The following is an 18919-nucleotide window of genomic DNA, read 5'->3' on the forward strand; positions in this document are numbered from 1 at the left end:
TTAGGAATAGTGACTATTTCTAGATAGCTTTAACAAGTATCACGCAATTAACGCGACATAATCAAAATAAAAGGAATTATTCATGTCTACATTATTATTCAGAGGCTCATTGCTTGCTTCAATAATTTTGATGGTAGCTGTTCAGTTTTACGCACCAACTGGTTATTCAAAAACACTGTCCGCCTTAAACAATTCAATTGGCAGTCGATCCGTGTCGACAATGTCACGACCCGTGGCTGGACGTAATCGTAGAAATGTGGCAATGAGTTCATATAGAACACGCTATCCTAGAGCGTTAAATGATCAGATCACTGTGCCTTCTCACACTAATAAGTTGAGAATTAACGTGCTGTCGAATGATTCTGGAAATCGTTTGAAAATTAGGGAGGTAAACAAACAATCTGCTAAAGGTGGGCGTGTTTATTTGCAGGGAAGGCATGTGGTGTTTTTGCCGAAGCGAAACTTTAAGGGTTGGGATAGTTTTTGGTATTCCGTAGTTGATGAAAATGGTCGTAGACATTCGGCCAAAGTTAATATTTGCCTCTGTGATAGGTAAAGGAGTATGTGAAATATAAGCGGTTGTTATTAGTCGATGAAATGTTGTTTGGTTTTAAAAAACAGATAAAAGGGTGAGAGGTGCAATCAGGGGGTTGAGATAATAGCCTCGGTAAACTTGCTGGTAAAGTAAATCTCCTGACATCGGATTGTTGGGGTTTAAAACAATAAATGAGACTCCCTCTCAAAAATTGTAATAGGAAAAAAAATATGATTCCCTCGATAAATAAAACATTACAGGTTGGTGCTCTACTACCTGTAATCTTTGGCTCTTTCGCCATTCAAGCAGCGGACTTTCCCGTTGCTAATACAGATGCTTACACTGCGGTATCTGGTCAAAGTATTACGGTACAGCCTCTTGCTAACGATACTGGTGACAGTATTTTCATTGAAGCTGTAAATAGCCCATCTCCTTATGGAACGGGTACGACTACGTTCACAGGCAGCAGAATTACTTACACTGCACCCGCTGGATTCGTTGGTACAACAGAGTTTTGGTACGGTATTAAGGATGCAGATGGCAACATCACTAGTGCGCCAATTACTGTGACTGTCTCTGCTGAAACAACTGCAGTGCCACAAGCGGTTGCAGACTTTGCTGAAACAACGTCAGGTCAAGCAATTACTGTTGATGTATTGGCAAATGACACAGGTAACGGTTTGTTTATCGAAGAAGTTGATTCTCCTGCGCCGTTCGGTACAGGTACATCAGCTATCATCAACAACAAGGTGGTCTACACGCCACCAGCAAACTTTGTTGGTTCAACTAGTTTTTTCTACGGTATTAAAGATTCAGCAGGTCAAATTACGAGTGCTGAGCTAAGTATTACTGTTGCTGCTACAGAAGTAACATCACCTTGGCCTACAGCTGGCGACGATCGCGCAACAACGGCTTCTGGTGAGGCAATCACCATTGATCCTTTGTGGAACGATACAGGTACTTCTCTAGAGATTACTGAAGTTAATGCATATTCAACGCTAGGAAGTACTGTTTCTATCGTGGATAACAAGTTGTTCTACACACCTTCTGAATCAGCGAAGGGTGAAGATGTATTTTGGTATCAAATCACGGATAGCCTAGGACGTACTAATGCAGCGCCGGTAACTGTTGTTGTCGAGCATGCTGAAGTTAACCTAGGTTCATGGCCTACTGGTGGTTCTGATTCTTACACTGTGAATCAAGACTCTGCTGACAATGTTTTTGATGTGTTTGCAAATGACACAGGTTCAGGTCTAACTGTTCTTGAATTGTTTGAGTACACACAGAAAGGTGGTCGTGTATACGACGCTGGTAGTAACTTCACTTATACAGCGCCTACTGGATTTACTGGAACAGATGAGTTCTGGTATGCATTTACAGACGCATATGGTCGTTCAAACGCTGCAAAAGTAACAATTGAAGTAGTCGCTGTTGAAACGGGTCCAAACAATGCACCGAATGCTGTAGAAGATGGCCTATCAGGCATCGTTAATGCATCAGAAGCTGCGCTAGATGTATTGGCAAATGATACAGATGCTGATGGTGATGCATTGAGTGTGATTGAAGTCGGTGACGCACGATTTGGTTCTGTACGACTTGTTAACGGTGTTGTTCTTTACACGCCACCTGCTACACCACAAAGTGACGCGTTTAGTTACACTATTTCTGATGGCCGTGGTGGTACGGATAGCGCAGTAGCAACGATAAGTGTTACTGACCCTAGTGATGATAACTTTAGTTTCCCTGTAATTACGGGTGAGTTCGTTACCGTTGCTCCAGGTGCTACAGTTATTATCAGAGTGCTTGATAACGACACTGATGCTGATGGCGATACGCTAATCTTGGACGAAGTAACAAGTGGTGGCCAAGGTTCAACAGTAAAGGTTGAAGACACAAACGGTAATTTGGTTTGGGTTGAGTACACTGCATTATCGACAGCGACTGGTACAGATGAGTTTTATTACGGCGTTCATGATGGACGTGGTAAGAATGGCTCAGGAAGAGTTGCAATTACTTTCGAGTAAAATGAGCTAAAACTTAGCGCATAGGCCGCTAGTGAACTTGGAGTAATCCGAGGGAGCTAGCGGCTTTTTTGTGCGTCATAAAAAAATGTTTCTATGTTAATATGCGAAAAGTAGTGGTTCGAGGCCACGCTATTGAATTGTTCAAAAAGGATAATGTAAATGTCGCAGACAGTATTAAAAAAGCGTAAGCGTAGCTGGTTACGTCTATTGGCCGAAATTATTATAATTATAGCGATTGTGTTGTCTGTGCGTTATTGGTTTCAGCGTGACTTACCTTCAGGTAAGGCGCCCGACTTCCAAGCTGTACTAATGGATGGAAAGTTGGTGAACCTCAAAGATTATAGAGGCGAACCTGTACTGCTAACGTTTTGGGCGACGTGGTGTAAGTTTTGTGAAATGTCAGAAGACAGCATTACCGAGCTTAATAAGGATTGGCAAGTCTTGACGGTTGCTTACCAGTCAGGAAAAAAGTCTGATGTTGAAGCGCATATCAAAGCTAGAAAGTTAGAATCTTGGGATGTTATTCCTGACCAAGATGGTCGTTTAGCTGAGCTGTTTAGTGTCAATGCTGTGCCGGCGAGTTACATCATTGATGGCAAGGGTAATATTCGCATTAAAGAGGTAGGCGTGACGACGGGTTGGGGCCTCAAGGCTCGACTATGGTACGCACAGAATATTGATGAATGGTTGGGGCGTGTTGGTGTTGGTGTCACAGAAACAAAGTCGGCAGACAGTTAACTAAGGTATTTCATGAGTGTTAACAAAATTGATGCAAACTTTTTAAAGCGTCACGGGCAGTATGCTTGGTCTGACATCAGTGTTTTTGAGTCGATTGACTCAACTAGTACATGGGTTAAGTCCCAGTCTGAAAGTCAGGTAGTTTGCCTTGCAGAACATCAAACAGCTGGTCGTGGTCGGCATGGTCATCAATGGCAGTCGCCAAATGCAGAAAATATCTATTTATCCTTAAGTTGGCAGTTTGATGGGCAGCCCGAACATCTTTCTTTGCTGAGCTTATGGGTGGGTGTCATTGTTGCAGAGGCGCTTGCTGATGCTGGTTTATCAGGGCACGGCATAAAATGGCCTAACGATATCTATTGGCAGCAGCAAAAAATGGGCGGGATATTACTAGAAACGAGTAACTTAGCGTCAATGATCGTTATTGGTATTGGGTTGAATGTAAATATGCAGCACGACAATAGTATCGACCAACCTTGGGTAAGCTTGAATCAAGCGATGGGGCAAGCTGTAGATCGTAACCATATACTGCTTGGGTTGCTGGATAAACTACACGCTGGTTTAAGCGCATTTGCATCAATGTCAGTGAGTGAGCTTAAGCAGCAATGGCAGAAGTGGGACTTGATACGAGATCGTAAAGTGTCATTTTTAGATCGTGAAAATAAGCTTGTCGGTGATGCATTAGGAGTTGATGACTCGGGTCAGCTGCAAGTCCGCTTAGAGTCAGGTGAGATGAAATCTTTTGGTACGACAATAAGCAAGGTGCGCTGGTAATGATATTACTGATAGATGCTGGTAATAGTCGAATGAAGGCGACTACATTTTCAGAATCTGTTTTAGGTGATGTTTTTAGTGTGCCTTATGATGATAAGCAACCGCTAGATTGCTTAGTGTCATATTTAGAGGCGAAGTCGCCTGTTGACTCTTTAGTGCTGGTGTCAGTGCTCGGTACTAAATTTGAGCAGGCTATCAAAGAGTATTGTACGGACAAAAAGATTCGATTAGTCTGGGCTTCGTCATCTCAAGTTGCTCATGGTGTTAAAAATAATTATGACGATCCTACCGCATTAGGAAGTGATCGTTTTGTCGCGCTTGTCGGTGCTGTCAAGCAATTCCCTAAGCAGTATTGTATTGTTGTGGACTGTGGTACAGCCGTCACTATTGATGGATTGACTATAGAAGGTGAGTTTAAGGGAGGTGTTATTCTCCCCGGCCTACAGCTTTGGGGGCAAAGCTTGATTGGGCGCACCAGTCAGTTAAAAGAAAACAACCTTAAGTCACCCCCGCTTTTTGCCAAAAATACGGCAGATGCTATCGGTGGTGGAAGCGTTTATGGTTTAGTGGGTGCGGTTGATAGTGTCTGTACAAAAATGAAGCAACACTTTATTGAAAGTGGGGCAAAAGAGACATCAATTAAGTTGGTGATTTGCGGCGGGGATGCGGCACTAGTAGCGAGTCACTCTCAGTTAGAGTTTACGCTGTCGCCTCATTTGGTTTTAACAGGTTTAGTACACTACATTTGAATTCATAATGCGTATTTTGATTATTGCACTGCTAGCACTAAATATACTCTACTTTGTAGGCGTGTATCTTTTTGGTGTGGTGTTTAATCAGCCCCCACGTATAAAAGAGCCGGATGTACCGACGATTACGTTACTGAGTATGAAGTCATCGGGTAACTTGGCTACTCAAGGGCCGCAAGCAGGGACCGTTTGCTACTCAGTTGGGCCATACAGTGTTGAAAAGACCGCACGATTAGTGGCGAATAAGATAGCAGATGAAGGTTATGCTGTTAACATTCGTCGTCAACAGACTGATCGAATTAATAAATATCTAGTTTTTTTGCCGCAACTCGCGAGTCGAGCACTGGCTGGTGACGTTGTTGCAGATATCAAAAAACACCAGATTAGGGACTACTCCGTTATAGAAACGGGGCCTTATAAAAACGCCATTGCGTTAGGTACATTTGATGATTTGGATAAAGCTAGAAGGCATGCCGAATACGTACGCTATTTAGGTTATGACGCGCGATATACTGAGCAGCGTCAGCGTGCTTTAGTTTATTGGATTAGATATGACGAGCCTTCTGGTCAGTCAGTTCCCGTTGTGGAATGGAGTCAGTCTGTAGATCAAAAAACAGTTATTCAAAAAATCCCCGAGGCTTGCGAGTTCTAGAGAATGAAATCCCTTTTGTTGGTTGCACATGGTAGTCGTAGAGAGTCTTCGAATGATGCTGTAAAGCAGCTAGTTACTAAGCTTCGTCATCAGTTAGCTGGTTCCGGCTTTGATGAAATTACCCATGCATTTCTAGAGTTAACGACACCGTCCATCGAAGATGGGGTGAGTATTTTAGTGGATGCTGGTTCAATAGATATTGTCGTAATGCCATACTTTTTGGCACCTGGAATACATGTAGTTGATGATTTGCCAGAGTTGATTGACGTCGCTAGAACAACATATCCATCGGTTAACTTTACAGTTACGCCACACTTGGGTGAGGTAGATGGGATGGTTAGCTTGATATTGCAGAGTGCTGGCGCTACAGCTTAAGAAAAATAAGGATGAAAACCAAGCGGCCGTTGTAGACATTGACCTTGAACCAGAGGTTCAAGTGGGAGTCATGAGAGTAGGATTAGGCTTACCGTAGACCGGTCATGCACACAGCTACTCCACACTCATTCCCGGGCAAAATAAATAGGCTCAAGGGATACCCGAATACTGACAAACAACACAGTAGTCATCCGTAGAACCAATATAATGCATATTTCTGGGTTTGTTAAGTACTCCTCGTCGAAATTACCGAATTGTATAAAATAACTTCAGTCTTAATTGATAACTTGAAAGTTTCCTTTTTGTTCGTTATAAAGGCCAGAGGGTAAGAGTAAAAGGAATCAGGTATGTTGACGAATAAACAAAATTTAGTACTAAATGTAATCCGTGAGTTCATTCGCGACAATCAGCGCCAACCGACACTAGAAGAGATTGGTCAGGAGTTAGGAATTGGTCGCAGCACCATACATAAGCACGTTCAGGCGCTTATTCGTACTGGGAATTTATTGCAGTCATCAGGGAAATTCGCATATGAGTATGCGGGCGATGATGAAGAGTTGGGTAGCTTGCCTTACTTAGGTCAGATTGCTGCAGGTAAGCCTATCGAAGCAATCGTCGATCAAAAACAGATTAATCTAGCGAAATTCTTTTGTGGAGCTGGGCGTTACGTATTACGTATTAGCGGTGATTCGATGATAGAAGCAGGTATCTTCGATAAAGATTATGTTGTCATCCGAAAGCAAGAAACCGCAAGACCAGGCAGTATTGTGGTTGCGTTGGTTGAGCAAAGAGAGGCGACACTTAAGTACTATAACCCCATGCCTACGGGTGTGGTGGAGTTAGAGCCAGCTAATAAGGCGCTTACAACGATGTATTATCCCGCTGATCAGGTCGTTATTCAGGGTGTTTTGATTGGTGTATTTCGTGACTATCAGGCGGCAGCGTAAATTTTCACCATAAACCCAATATTCTTATTCTCTGATGCTTGTTTAATGATCTCGTAACAGAGAACTGTACACATTAGCGCATGATTTGGGCTACACTTGTAGGTTCGATTACATAGTATTGGGGACACAAGATGTTATCGCGTTACTTAAATAGTTTGCATTTAAAACCGATGGCTTTAATGGTTGCTTTAGCAGTGCCTGTGTCTGCTAGCGGCAATGTTTTGCTTGATACCAATGGTAAGCCTTTGCCCGATGACTTTAGTGCATTAATAGAGTTACTTGATGGGACTAATGAAGCTAAAAGAAAAGTACTTGGGCTAAGTACTGAAAAAGCAGAGTCGGTGCCATTAAAAGAGAAAAAAGTAGCTTCGGAAGTTGTTAAAAATGAAAAAATAACAAAAAAATCTAAAGTTGCTAGTAGTTCTGCAAAGACGGTTAATGTTGAAGCTGAGGAGGAAGTTGCTCCTGAGTCGTTAGCTCCAAAAAAGAATCCAGCGCATTATGATGCTGATTTAGCACGTAGGCTTTATGACGCACTAGCTATTGGTGATGCTGCGCGTGTGAAGTGGATGCTACAGTCTGGTGCGGGTAATGTTTACGTATCTGATACTAATGATACAAGTTTACGTTTAGCTATTCGTAAAGGGTGGGCTTCTGTTGTTCGTGTTCTTCTTGAGCGGGACCCTGATCTTGAGCATGAGCTATCCGGAAAGGTAAATCTTTTACACGAAGCAAGTGTGAAAGGTGCTTACGATATAGCGAAGATGCTAATTGCTGCAGGTTTGGATCCTGAAGCTAAGACTAGTAAAAACTGGTCAAACCTTCATTTGGCTGCAAGATATGGCCATGTTGACTTGATTCGTTATTATTTAAGTTTGGGTCTTGACCCTGATGCGCGTAACTCGGAAGGAAATACCGCTCACTGGTTGGCAAATCATCTAAGGCATTATCAGGCGGCTGGTTATCTCGCGTCTCGTACTAATGTATCGTCATACCAGATATTTGAAGGCAAGGACGGTAAGAAAATGAGCAAGAAGAAGCGCGCAGAAAAACTTAAAGAGGCTCGTAAAACAGCTCGTAAATCTACTCCAGCGTTCACTCCTGCTCAGATAGAAGCAATTTTAAGTCAGTAAGAAATTTTAAGCGTTAATGGGTGACTATTTAGTCATCCATTCCGTTATGTAGCGCGTCTAAAACTGCAGGATGTACAAAGCGAGATACATCGCCACCTAAGGAAGCAACTTCCTTAACAAGTGAAGATGAAATAAACGCGTACTTCTCTTCTGGCATTAAATACACAGATTCAATTTCAGGTCGCAAGTTACGGTTCATGCTGGCTAGCTGGAATTCATACTCAAAGTCAGAAACGGCTCTCAGTCCTCGAATAAGTACTGTTGCGCCTTCCTTATGAGCAAAGTCAGTCAGTAGAGTGTTGAAGCCTTTTATGCTTAGGTTATCTGCTTTGTCTCCATAAACCTCTTCAGCCAGTCTAATTCGCTGCTCTTGCGAAAATAGAGGGCTTTTTTTGGAGTTAGTAGCAACAGCTAAAATGACGTGGTCAAATAGATCACAAGCCCGGCGAAGCAGGTCAGTATGCCCGTTAGTGATTGGGTCAAACGTTCCAGCATAAATTGCGGTAGTAGGTACTTTTGCTCGTGTCATATTGCTAAGGCTTCTAGGTGAAAGTGCTTAATGAGATCGAGTCACCGAGATGACAAGTTCTAGTTCTTGCAGCTTGCGGGCAATATTTCGTAAATGCTTAATATCCCACACTTCTATAATCAAGTTACAGGTCTTGGCGTCTTGCTCGCCACCGACATGCAGTTCTTCAATATTTACGCCAAGATCTTGGAGGGTATGTGTGATACCTGAGATAGCGCCAACGCGATTTCTCACTTCAATAGTCACAGCTGCTGAGTATTGCTGCTGTTGCTTGCCGTCAGCCCACGAAATTTTGAGAGGAGCAGGGCTGATATTCTTAACTTCTGGGCAAGTGGCTCTGTGTATTGCCATGCCTCGGCCCTGCTCTAGTTGGCCGACAATGATGTCATCTGGAAGAGGGTAGCAGCAAGTTTGTAACTGAACGGCTAGGCCTTCAGTACCTCTAATCAGTATGGTCCTGTCCGTATCATCTTCGGCAGCTTTTAATAAACTGTCCTCATCAGCAAGACGGCGTGCTATTAGTTTCGAACAATGCATGCCTTGTGCTATGTGGCTCAGTAGCATGTCCGTCGACTCAAGACTTAGTGTCTTGAGTGTCTTGTTTAAATGCTTCGCTGGAATTGACTCTAGCTTTGACTGATAAGGCTCTAGTGCTTGGTTAAGTAAGTCTTTTCCTAGCTCAATATATTCATTATCTTTTCGGCTATTAATCCAGTGGCGAATAGCCGCACGTGCTTTACCTGTAGAAACAAAGTTTAGCCAGTTAGGTTGTGGTTTGGCATCATCACTCGTATAAATTCGCACAATAGCGCCATTTTTAAGTTGTGAGCCTAAAGCAACGCGTCTATGGTCAACTGTCGCATAATCGCAGTGGTTACCGACATCAGTATGTATTTCGTAAGCAAAGTCTATCGGTGTTGAACCGTTAGGGAGTGTTTTGATTTCTCCGCGAGGGGTATACACCTGTATATCTTCTAGAAATAAGTCAGACTTAATGTCTTCCATGAACTCAGAAGGACTACCGTTGGTATCTTGTATCTCAGAAACTTGCTTAATCCATCGATTTAAATAAGTCTTTGAAAAGTCCAGCGTACTCATGGAGTTAGGGTATCGAAAGTGTGAGGTCACGCCGTATTGTGAGACTTGATACATTTGTTTAGTTTGAATTTCGACCTTCAATAAATGTCGGTCGTAGGTCATTAGCTCAGTTTGTAGTGCCTGGTAGCCATAAGCTTTACGAGCCGCAATGTAGTCTTCAAATTTACCAATCTTAGGATGGTAAAGTTGATGGATAACGCCGAGTGCAAGATAGCAGTCAGATACTTTGTCGACCAGTATTCGAATCTCGATACCGTCCGCTTCATTACTGAGGTACTTATTAGAGCGGTATCGCTGCGCATCTTCATAGATGCGGTAGAGGTTTTTTTCCCATAGGAAGCATGAGCTACTGACATTTTGACTGCGTAAGGACTGTGTCAAATCATCAAGAATGCGGTCATAGGTGCCTTGGTTAAGCGCAAGGTTAGCCTCAACCGATTTTTCTAACACTTTAAAGCGCCAAGGGTGTAAGTGCATCAAACATAGTGTTTGTAGTTCTTTACGTAACCGGTGCATACCCATTTTGCGTGCAAGCGGGGCATGAATTTGAATGGTTTCTTTGGCGATGCGACGCTTCTTTTCGGCTGGCATTGAGCCAAGTGTTCGCATGTTATGTAGGCGGTCTGCAAGCTTGATAAGTACGACTCTATAATCTTGAGTCATCGCAATCATCATTTTCTGAAAGCTGGCTTCAGAGGCTTCGGTGCGCGAAGTAAAATGATTACCTGCCAACTTAGTCACGCCGTCGACTAGTTCAGCAACGACCGCACCATAGCGATCGCAGATGTCGGCTTTACTAAACTCTGTATCTTCAACTACGTCGTGCAGAAGTGCGGCACATATAGTGTCCACGTCCATATGGAGGTCGGCAAGAATGCGAGCAACTTCCAAAGGGTGGTGTATATAGAGCTCACCTGACTTTCGTCGGACACTAGAATGAGCCGACGCAGCAAACTCGTATGCATCACGAGTTAGCTGTATTTCTTCATCTGTCTGGTATCGCTGGACAATACGATATAAGTCCGTGGACTCAAACTCTGGCGCAGCAGATCCAGTATTCATGATGAATTACGCTTCGATGCTGATTTCAAAAGGGTCTTGATCAAGCTTTGCAGCTTCAGCAGCAGGGTCCTCTTTTGGTACTACTTCATCGGCGATTTCGCGTAATGCTAGAACAGTAGGCTTGTCGTTATCACGCTCTACTAGTGGCTCAGCGCCTTCAGCAATTGCGCGTGCGCGCTTAGAAGCTTGAAGAACTAGATCATAGTTGCTGTCAAAATGTTTTATGCAGTCTTCGACCGTGACTCGAGCCATATTAATACCTGATTTTTTTCATACAAGGAAAGTCAATTATAGACCCACATTAATTAAATGCTAGCTTAAAAAACTGCTATTTGATGAAATAAACCCTATAAAGTGGGATAAATTCAGATCATTCAATCGCTATGCTATTCTGCGTGATCAATTAATGTCATTAATTCAAATAATTTAACGCGTAAGTGGAAGAAATATAATGAGTCGATACAGCCATGATGAGCAGTTTTTTCACGGAAAGTCGGAGAGTCTAGGTGTTTTGTTGGTTAATTTAGGTACGCCTGATGAGCCAACGACGTCAGCTGTGCGACGTTACCTCAAAGAGTTTCTATCTGATGGTCGCGTCATTGAAATACCTAAAGTTATTTGGTGGTGTATTTTAAACGGCATCATTTTACGTCGTCGACCGGCTGCGAGTGCTAAATTGTATGCAACGGTTTGGAGTGAAGACGGTTCTCCGTTGTTAGCGAATGGTAAAAAACAGCAACAGGCACTTCAACAAGAAATGTCCGTGAGATTTAAAGGGCCTGTTCATGTGAAACTTGCCATGCGCTATGGCAACCCTTCAATTCTTAATGGTTTACGAGAGTTGAGAAAAGAGGGTGCTAGACGTTTATTAGTGTTACCGCTTTATCCTCAGTATTCCGCGACAACGACAGCAACCACCTATGACGCAGTCAGTAAGGAAATGAAGCGCTGGCGTTGGCTGCCAGAGATTCGTTTTGTTAATCAATATCATGATAATTCTGCCTATATCGACGCATTAGCAAAAAGTGTGAGAGCGCATTGGGCTGAACATGGTCGTAAAGAAAAATTAATGATGTCGTTTCATGGTTTGCCTAAGCGGAACCTTGAATTAGGCGACCCTTACCACTGTCAGTGTCATAAAACAGGGCGTTTATTGGCTGAGAAGTTAGGTCTGAAGCCAGAGCAGTGGCTAGTCACATTCCAGTCACGCTTCGGTCGTGCTGAATGGTTGAAGCCTTATACCGATAAGACTTTGGAAAAATTAGCACAAGAAGGCGTTAAAAGTATCGACATCGTTTGTCCTGGTTTCCCAGCGGATTGCTTAGAGACACTGGAAGAAATTGCGGTTGAAAATCGTGATGTATTTATTGAAGCTGGCGGTAAGGATTACACTTATATTCCTGCCTTGAACCATGACGCTGATCACATTCAAGCACTTGCTGATATTGTGCAACAACACACGCAGGGCTGGCCAGAAGTAAGTCCTGACTGGAGTGAGTCTGCGATATCTGCGGGGAATAAAAAGTCTCAAGAGTTAGCCAAAGAAAAAGGCGCGAAGCTCTAAGTGTCGGAAAGTAAGCGTACAGATCAATCTGGCTTGCCGTTTCATAAGGGCTTGTTGCACCCACGTTATTTAGTGACGTGGGTCGGTTTGGGGATAATGGCACTTGTGTCGTTACTTCCAGCCAGCATCAGGCATAAGCTTGGTGGTGCAATTGGTGATTATTTATTTCGTAATCATAAAAAGCGCCGAAGCGTTGTTGAAGCCAACCTGAAACAAGTCTTTCCAGATATTACCATTGATGCACTTGCTGAAAAGGTACAGTCACACTTGCAGTGGTATGGCAGAGGGCTGATTGATTACAGTGTGTTCTTTTTTGGGCGTAAAAAACACTTCTCCAAAAAAGTGACTATCGTTGGTGAATCGCTTCTGCAAAAAGCTAAACAAGCAAAGCAACCCGTTGTGTTGCTATTGGCTCACAGTGTGATGTTGGAGTTTGCCGCGGTTGCGTTATCAGTCGGTAACTACAGCTGTTTCGGTTCTTATAAAACATCAAAAAACCCAGTTGTAGATTGGATGATTGCACGCAGCCGGTGTCGGTTTGTAGACTTTGTTGTGTCACGCGAGCAGGGTTTGAGGCCATTGATTCGAGGTATTCAGTCGGGTCATATTATGGTTTTCTTGCCCGATGAAGACTTGGGTTTAGATAACTCGGTGTTTGCGCCATTGTTTGGCCGAGAGAAAGCTACGCTGACCACGCCTGCACGGTTAGTGAAAATGGGTAAAGCCAAGGCAGTTGTTGGTTTTGTGGCATTTGATAAAAAATCTGGGCAATACCAGCTGCGATTAAGTGAATTGCCTGAAAGTTACCCCGAAGCAGATGTAACTCTAAATGCAGCCACGATGAATGAGGCTCTAGAACAGCTTATTCTACAAAGTCCTGAGCAGTATATGTGGACGATGAAGTGGTTTAAAACTGTTGGCCCTGAAGAGGCTTCTTTTTACTGAGGCGGGTTCTATTAAGATAAGGGCAAGCGAAGAGCGAGTAAATTGACGAAAGGAGTATATGGGGATACTCTTGTCCTTAATAAGACTTACACAATAAAAACAATAGTTCGCAACGAGTCATACACTATGCCTTTGAATTTATCACAAATCAGTCCAATGTTTGCAACGCTTCCAGCGGCTGCAGTGCTTCATGGTGTAATAATTTTAGGTACTGGGTTTGGTCTGCCTGAGCCTAATATTGCTAATAAAAGCACCTTGTTAGATATTACGATTGTGCATACTGACTCTGATGTCGCGCCGAAAGATGCTGACTTCGTTGCTCAGTCAAACCAACAAGGTAGCGGCTCTCTTAAAGAAAAAAGTCGGATTACCAGTCCTTTTGCTTCAGATAACCCAAGTAATACTAACGGTGATCAGACATTTGCGAGCGAAGAGACTGCACCTGAAATAGTGGTCGATCCTAAGCCGAAAATTTTGACGACTAAGGGTCAGACAAACAAAATCATTCAGAAAGAAGTCGAAGAAGAAGAAGTTAAAGAGCCTAAGATTGTCAGTCAGGATATCTCTGAAAAAGCAGAAGAAATTGCGACGTTAATGGCAGAAATGAATAAGGATGAAAAGCGCTACGCTAAGCGTCCACGTATTCACTTTGTTGACTCTATTAGCGCTAAAAGTGCAGTAGAAGCCGAGTACATTAACAACTGGGCAAAGAAATTAGAGCGTATTGGTAATATCAATTTTCCAGAAGAGGCGATTCGTCGTAGTCTGAGTGGTACGCTTATTCTAAATGCAACATTAGACCGTGCTGGGCGTGTTGTTGAGTTAGAAATTACTATATCATCGGGGAATAGAACACTGGATAAAGCGGCTTTGCGTATTGTGAAATTAGCGTCACCTTACCAACCACTTCCATCTGAGGTTCGCAAAAAATACGACCGCCTTAATATCACGCGTTCTATCGTGTTTAATAAAGAGAATGCTGGGGCGGCTTTTTACACCAACTAATACCCGAGTGTAATGCCTTCAAAACAATCTGCATCGTCTAACCTACGTAACCACCTGTTGATCGCCATGCCTGCCATGGAAGATCCTAATTTTGCCCAAACAGTGACTCTGATTTGTGAACACAATGAGGAGGGAAGCTTTGGTGTAACCATTAATCGACCAGTCAATCTGACAATAGGTCAATTATTTAGTCAGTTACAAATCGACTCCATTGATCAAGCCTGTTTGGACTCTACCGCTGTTGGTGGTGGCCCTGTTCATGCTGGACAAGGCTTTGTGCTGCACAGTACTGGCCGAACTTGGGAAGGCACTCTCAAAGTCAGCGACTTGGTTTCTGTGACTTCTTCCCGTGATATTTTAGATGACATTGCCTCTGGTGATGGGCCTGATAAATTCTTGCTTGCACTCGGTTGCGCTAGTTGGGAAGCGGGTCAGTTAGAAGAAGAGCTTTTACAAAATGAATGGCTAACCTGTCCTGCTGACTCTAAAATTATCTTTGATACCCCGCATGATGAATGCTGGCAGAGCGCGGCTCAAACGCTAGGCATTGATGTTTATCTCATGAGTGACACAGCAGGGCACGCATAATATGTCGACCGTTTTAGTATTTGATTTTGGACTGCAACGCACTGGTGTTGCGGTTGGAAATACCATCGTAGGTACGTCATCCGCTGTAGAGACTCTGCAAAGCATCAATGGCAAACCAAATTGGCCGGGTATCACTCGGCTTATTGAGCAGTGGGCACCAGCTCAATTAGTTGTTGGTATGCCAAAGCAACTGGATGGTACAGACACGCCATTAACTGCGCCGATTGAGAAGTTTTGTAATCAACTTAATGGCCGTTTTAACTTGCCAGTTGCTCAAGCCAATGAGCAGTTTAGTTCGATAGAGGCTGGGCGTCGCTTAAAAGAAGTCAGGCAAGCTGGCCGTAAGAAAAAAGTCAGCAAAGAAGACGTAGACCAACTGTCTGCTGTCATAATTTTTGAAAATTGGTACCAAAGCCAATAATCTACATCACTTGAATACTCTGGAATCCCCTTGCATGGAATACGATAACAAACGTGTGGATTCGCTGTTGATTACAATGCAACGCGATCTCGAAGCACACCTACAAGCGAATAAAATAGCAGAGCCTTTAATGGTTGGCATTCACTCCGGTGGTGTCTTGGTTGCAGAGCGCTTACATAAAGCGATGGCGCTAACTGAAGACTTGGGTACATTAAATAGTGGTTTTTATCGTGATGACTTTTCCAGCAATGGTTTGAAGGCACAGCTTAAGCCTTCATCAATGCCACTAAGTGTTGATGGTCGCCATATTGTATTGGTTGATGATGTATTATATAGCGGTCGAACGATTCGAGCAGCGATGAATGAATTGTTTGACTACGGGCGTCCAGCCAGTATTACGCTCGTTGTATTGATAGATCGTGGTCGTCGCGAACTACCCATAGAAGCGCAAGTGGTTGGTGTCACTCATGAGCTAGAGCCTGAAGAGTACCTTCAAGTATCAGGCCCTGATCAACTTGAAATGAGCATAATTCGTCGAGAGCCTAATGAAGTCTAAACTCGTTCCTGGGCCATTACCTTCTTCGATTCAATTATCAGAAGATGGCCAGCTAAAACACTTTCTGTCGATAGAAGGTTTGCCACGCGAAATGCTGGTAGAAATCCTCGACCGTGCAGAACAGTTCGTTACCTTGCCCAATAAAGCACAGAAAAAGTTTCCACTGTTGCGTGGTAAGACAGTGATGAATCTATTTTTTGAAAACTCCACACGTACCCGCATGACCTTTGAGCTAGCCGCTCAACGTCTATCTGCCGATGTTGTGAATCTGGATATCCGCAACTCATCCGCCTCAAAAGGTGAGAGCTTGCTGGATACTATTCGTAATCTGGAGGCGATGAATTGTGATGTGTTTGTGGTAAGGCATCATCACAGTAGTGCACCTCACTTTATTGCTAAGTACTGTGCACCTCATATTAGTGTGTTGAATGCAGGTGACGGTTATCACGAGCATCCATCTCAAGCGATGTTAGATATGTTGACAATTCGTCAGCACAAACCAGATTTCTCAAAGCTGACGGTTGCCATTACTGGTGATATTCGTCATTCACGTGTTGCCCGTTCAGAGATTCAAGCGTTAAAAACCTTAGGTGCTAAAGAAATTCGAGTGATTGCGCCGGGCACATTGATGCCAGTCGGGATTGAAGAGTTAGGTGTGAAAGTATTTACCTCGATGGAAGAAGGGTTGGTCGATGCGGATGTAGTGGTGATGCTACGCCTGCAGAAAGAACGTATGCAGGGTGCGATGTTACCTTCCGAGCAAGAGTACTTTTCACTGTACGGTTTGACGGAGCAGCGTTTGACGCTTGCTAAGCCAGACGCGATTGTCATGCATCCGGGGCCAGTTAATCGAGGTGTTGAGATTGCCTCTTCGGTAGCAGATGGGCCTCAATCGGTCATTATGCAGCAGGTTACTAACGGTATCGCGGTACGTATGGCGGTGATGTCGATGGTGATGGGTTCACAGTCTAAGGGGCTCAGCTAATGCCACAATTATTATTTAAACAAGGTCGCTTAATTGATCCAGCGAATGGTGTTGATCAAGTCTGTGATGTGCTGGTAACCGGTAAGAAAATAAGCCTAATCGCTAAAGAAATTAACGGTGCTAGTGATGCGGTTATCATTGACGCTAAAGGTCAGTGGATACTGCCGGGTGTTGTTGATTTAGGAGCATACATTCGTCACCAAGAGCGCAAAGCGACTGTTGAAACCGAGTCTGTTGCTGCAGCTCAAGCAGGTATCACGAGACTCTGTTGCATGCCAGAGCATGAGAAGCCAACGTACTCAACCGCTGAAGTTAACCTGATTCAAGAAAAGGCGACACGTGTTGGTAACGTGTGGTTTGAAGTAATCGGTGGTATGACGGTTGGCTTGAAAGGTGAGCAGCTAACGAATATGGGTGGGCTGAAAAAAGCGGGTTGTGTTGCAGTTAGTCAAGGTCACCATAAATTTGCAAGCTTAGACGTTATGCGTAAAGCAATGGAATACGCAAAAACCTGTGACTTAAAGCTATTTTTGCATCCAATGGAATATGGTTTGATTGGTAATGGGTGTGTGCATGAAGGCGCGATTGCAACACGTGCTGGCTTGCCAGGCATACCTGTTGCTGCTGAGACGATTGCATTGGCACAAATTTTATTGCTGGCAAAAGAAACGCAGAGTGGTGTTCATTTTTGTCGCCTTTCGAGTGCAGCAGGAGTGGACTTGATTCGTCAGGCTAAGGCGCAAGGTTTGGCAGTAACAGCAGATGTTGCAGCTCACCAGTTGCACCTAACTGAGTATGATATTAAAGACTACAACCCGTTATGCCACGTGACACCGCCACTTCGCAGTGAAGCTGATCGTAACGCACTACGTCAAGCCGTTGCTGACGGTGTGATTGATGCGATTTGTTCTGATCATCAACCACATGATATTGATGCGAAATTAGCACCGTTCCAAGAGTCTCGACCGGGTATTTCTGGTTTGGAGACATTACTTCCATTAACTATGAAATTGGTTGATGAGGGCGCGTTAACGCTGGAGCAGGCTATCGGTAGTTTAAGTTTCCGTGCTGCTGGGATTATTGATCAGCCTGTCGGCAGCCTTTCAGAGGGTAGTTATGCGGACATGATCGTTTACGATCCGAAAGTAACTTGGACGCTGAACCCACAAGAGATGTTGAGTAACGGTAAGAACACACCTTTCGGTGGTTGGACGTTTAACGGAAAAGTCACTCAGACTTATACCCGTGGATTGCGTGCAGATATAAATAGTATTGAAGGGGATGTCGAATGATCCGTAGTATGACAGCGTTTGCGCGTTGTGACCGACTAGTAAAGAGTTGCTCTCTGACGTGGGAAATACGTACGGTAAATCATCGTTACCTTGAGCCAACACTGCGTATGCCTGACGGTTTTCGCAGTCAAGAAAATGACTTTAAAGAGCTCGTTCGTAAGCAGCTTTCACGAGGTAAGGTTGATGCAACTTTGCGTTTTGATAGTGAGGAAGGTGAGCAAGCGTCTGCGATTAACGTCGATGCGGCAATGGTTAAAGTATTGCTAGACGCTCAAGCACAGGTTGCAGCCGTAAGCCCTGATGCGAGTGGTTTGTCAGTCTCTCAAATATTGAGTTGGCCGGGTGTGGTAAAGCCAGAGTCGATGGACTACGAAACGTTGTTTAAGGATGCCGCTGAGCTACTTGATGAGGCACTGGCTGACTTAGTGGCTGCTAGAGAGCGTGAAGGTGCGCGTCTAGTGTCATTTATCGAGCAGCGTTGTAATCAGATTGAAGATATCGTCGTGTTGGTTGCGGCGCGTCGTGAAATCGTGGTTGATGCTGCACGTGAGCGTTTGGTATTGCGTATTGAAGGTTTAGATCTTGAGTTTGATCCGACACGTTTAGAGCAAGAGTTGGCTGTTCAAGCACAACGTTTGGATGTGACTGAAGAGCTTGATCGCTTGGTTATTCATGCTGAAGAGCTGCGTGAGTTGCTGCAAACTGGTGATGCTGTCGGGCGACGATTGGACTTCTTGATGCAAGAGCTGAATCGTGAAGCAAATACGCTAGGGTCTAAGTCGCATGATGCTGAGACGACTAAGCACTCGATGGATTTGAAGGTGTTGATTGAACAGATGAGAGAGCAAATTCAGAATATTGAATGATGTTTCAAATTAGGTTTAAACTTCTACACATTAGTACTATTTATCCCTGTTACCTTCTCAGATATTGTTGAAATAACTTTC

21 protein-coding genes and 1 other RNA gene are annotated in these 18919 nt (G+C 43.8%); 18 read left to right on the forward strand and 4 right to left on the reverse strand.

Going from position 1 to position 18919, the window contains the following annotated elements; genetic code table 11:
- Positions 1-82: 82 nt before the first annotated feature.
- From DKT75_RS21750 to DKT75_RS16110, 7 genes are all read left to right on the forward strand, one after another.
- Positions 83-556 (forward strand): Ig-like domain-containing protein, encoded by a 474-nt coding sequence (locus DKT75_RS21750; protein ID WP_146201398.1) that lies wholly within the window; start codon positions 83-85, stop codon positions 554-556.
- Between the two features lie 209 nt (positions 557-765).
- Positions 766-2559 (forward strand): Ig-like domain-containing protein, encoded by a 1794-nt coding sequence (locus tag DKT75_RS16085; RefSeq protein WP_158278895.1) that lies wholly within the window; start codon positions 766-768, stop codon positions 2557-2559.
- 159 nt (positions 2560-2718) lie between these two features.
- Positions 2719-3297 carry a redoxin domain-containing protein gene (locus DKT75_RS16090; RefSeq protein ID WP_109824624.1) on the forward strand — a complete coding sequence of 193 codons (579 nt, stop codon included), beginning with the start codon at positions 2719-2721 and terminating at the stop codon, positions 3295-3297.
- 12 nt (positions 3298-3309) lie between these two features.
- Positions 3310-4071, forward strand: coding sequence for a biotin--[acetyl-CoA-carboxylase] ligase (locus tag DKT75_RS16095; protein WP_109824626.1), 762 nt, complete (start codon positions 3310-3312; stop codon positions 4069-4071).
- Positions 4071-4820, forward strand: coding sequence for a type III pantothenate kinase (locus tag DKT75_RS16100; protein ID WP_109824628.1), 750 nt, complete (start codon positions 4071-4073; stop codon positions 4818-4820). The genes DKT75_RS16095 and DKT75_RS16100 overlap by 1 nt, the downstream gene beginning before the upstream one ends.
- Before the next feature lie 7 nt (positions 4821-4827).
- The gene (locus DKT75_RS16105) at positions 4828-5472 is read left to right on the forward strand and encodes a hypothetical protein (RefSeq protein ID WP_109824630.1); all 645 of its coding nucleotides are present in this window, start codon (positions 4828-4830) and stop codon (positions 5470-5472) included.
- 3 nt (positions 5473-5475) lie between these two features.
- Positions 5476-5847, forward strand: a complete 372-nt coding sequence (locus DKT75_RS16110; RefSeq protein ID WP_109824632.1) for a sirohydrochlorin chelatase — start codon at positions 5476-5478, stop codon at positions 5845-5847.
- A gap of 11 nt (positions 5848-5858) precedes the next feature.
- Here DKT75_RS16110 and ssrS read toward each other — a convergent pair.
- Positions 5859-6037, reverse strand: a non-coding RNA gene (ssrS, locus tag DKT75_RS16115) — 6S RNA.
- 157 nt (positions 6038-6194) lie between these two features.
- Here ssrS and lexA point away from each other — a divergent pair.
- Together lexA and DKT75_RS16125 are read left to right on the forward strand one after the other, a co-directional pair.
- Positions 6195-6794 carry a transcriptional repressor LexA gene (lexA, locus tag DKT75_RS16120; RefSeq protein WP_109824634.1) on the forward strand — a complete coding sequence of 200 codons (600 nt, stop codon included), beginning with the start codon at positions 6195-6197 and terminating at the stop codon, positions 6792-6794.
- 131 nt (positions 6795-6925) lie between these two features.
- Entirely contained in the window at positions 6926-7927 is a 1002-nt protein-coding gene (locus tag DKT75_RS16125) for an ankyrin repeat domain-containing protein (protein ID WP_109824636.1), read from the forward strand.
- Between the two features lie 28 nt (positions 7928-7955).
- Here the strand turns inward: DKT75_RS16125 and coaD are convergent, their stop codons facing one another.
- Genes coaD through rpoZ form a run of 3 tightly spaced genes read right to left on the reverse strand, consistent with a single transcriptional unit; the run spans position 7956 to position 10868 of the window.
- A complete protein-coding gene (gene coaD / locus DKT75_RS16130) occupies positions 7956-8456 on the reverse strand; it encodes a pantetheine-phosphate adenylyltransferase (protein WP_109824638.1) in 501 nt (166 codons plus the stop codon).
- Between the two features lie 27 nt (positions 8457-8483).
- Positions 8484-10616, reverse strand: coding sequence for a RelA/SpoT family protein (locus DKT75_RS16135; protein ID WP_109824640.1), 2133 nt, complete (start codon positions 10614-10616; stop codon positions 8484-8486).
- Positions 10617-10622: 6 nt separating this feature from the next.
- Entirely contained in the window at positions 10623-10868 is a 246-nt protein-coding gene (rpoZ, locus tag DKT75_RS16140; RefSeq protein WP_109824642.1) for a DNA-directed RNA polymerase subunit omega, read from the reverse strand.
- A 199-nt stretch (positions 10869-11067) separates the two neighbouring features.
- On the opposite strand from rpoZ, the gene hemH reads away from it, so the two are divergent.
- From hemH to DKT75_RS16185, 9 genes are all read left to right on the forward strand, one after another.
- Positions 11068-12180, forward strand: coding sequence for a ferrochelatase (hemH, locus tag DKT75_RS16145; RefSeq protein ID WP_109824644.1), 1113 nt, complete (start codon positions 11068-11070; stop codon positions 12178-12180).
- Positions 12181-13125, forward strand: a complete 945-nt coding sequence (locus DKT75_RS16150; protein WP_109824646.1) for a lysophospholipid acyltransferase family protein — start codon at positions 12181-12183, stop codon at positions 13123-13125.
- 126 nt (positions 13126-13251) lie between these two features.
- Positions 13252-14130 (forward strand): energy transducer TonB, encoded by an 879-nt coding sequence (locus DKT75_RS16155; protein ID WP_109824648.1) that lies wholly within the window; start codon positions 13252-13254, stop codon positions 14128-14130.
- A gap of 12 nt (positions 14131-14142) precedes the next feature.
- A complete protein-coding gene (locus DKT75_RS16160) occupies positions 14143-14718 on the forward strand; it encodes a YqgE/AlgH family protein (RefSeq protein WP_109824650.1) in 576 nt (191 codons plus the stop codon).
- A 1-nt stretch (position 14719) separates the two neighbouring features.
- Positions 14720-15139: a Holliday junction resolvase RuvX gene (gene ruvX / locus DKT75_RS16165; RefSeq protein WP_109824652.1), complete on the forward strand. Its 420-nt coding sequence runs from the start codon at positions 14720-14722 to the stop codon at positions 15137-15139.
- A 34-nt stretch (positions 15140-15173) separates the two neighbouring features.
- Positions 15174-15695: a bifunctional pyr operon transcriptional regulator/uracil phosphoribosyltransferase PyrR gene (pyrR, locus tag DKT75_RS16170; protein WP_109824654.1), complete on the forward strand. Its 522-nt coding sequence runs from the start codon at positions 15174-15176 to the stop codon at positions 15693-15695.
- Positions 15685-16680, forward strand: coding sequence for an aspartate carbamoyltransferase catalytic subunit (locus tag DKT75_RS16175; RefSeq protein WP_109824656.1), 996 nt, complete (start codon positions 15685-15687; stop codon positions 16678-16680). The genes pyrR and DKT75_RS16175 overlap by 11 nt, the downstream gene beginning before the upstream one ends.
- Complete coding sequence (locus DKT75_RS16180) at positions 16680-17972, forward strand: dihydroorotase (protein ID WP_109824658.1); 1293 nt, start codon at positions 16680-16682, stop codon at positions 17970-17972. The genes DKT75_RS16175 and DKT75_RS16180 overlap by 1 nt, the downstream gene beginning before the upstream one ends.
- Positions 17969-18838 (forward strand): YicC/YloC family endoribonuclease, encoded by an 870-nt coding sequence (locus DKT75_RS16185; RefSeq protein ID WP_109824660.1) that lies wholly within the window; start codon positions 17969-17971, stop codon positions 18836-18838. Before DKT75_RS16180 ends, DKT75_RS16185 begins: the two co-directional genes overlap by 4 nt.
- Positions 18839-18919 lie beyond the last annotated feature (81 nt).

Source organism: Leucothrix arctica, assembly GCF_003172895.1.
Taxonomy (GTDB): Bacteria; Pseudomonadota; Gammaproteobacteria; order Thiotrichales; family Thiotrichaceae; genus Leucothrix; species Leucothrix arctica.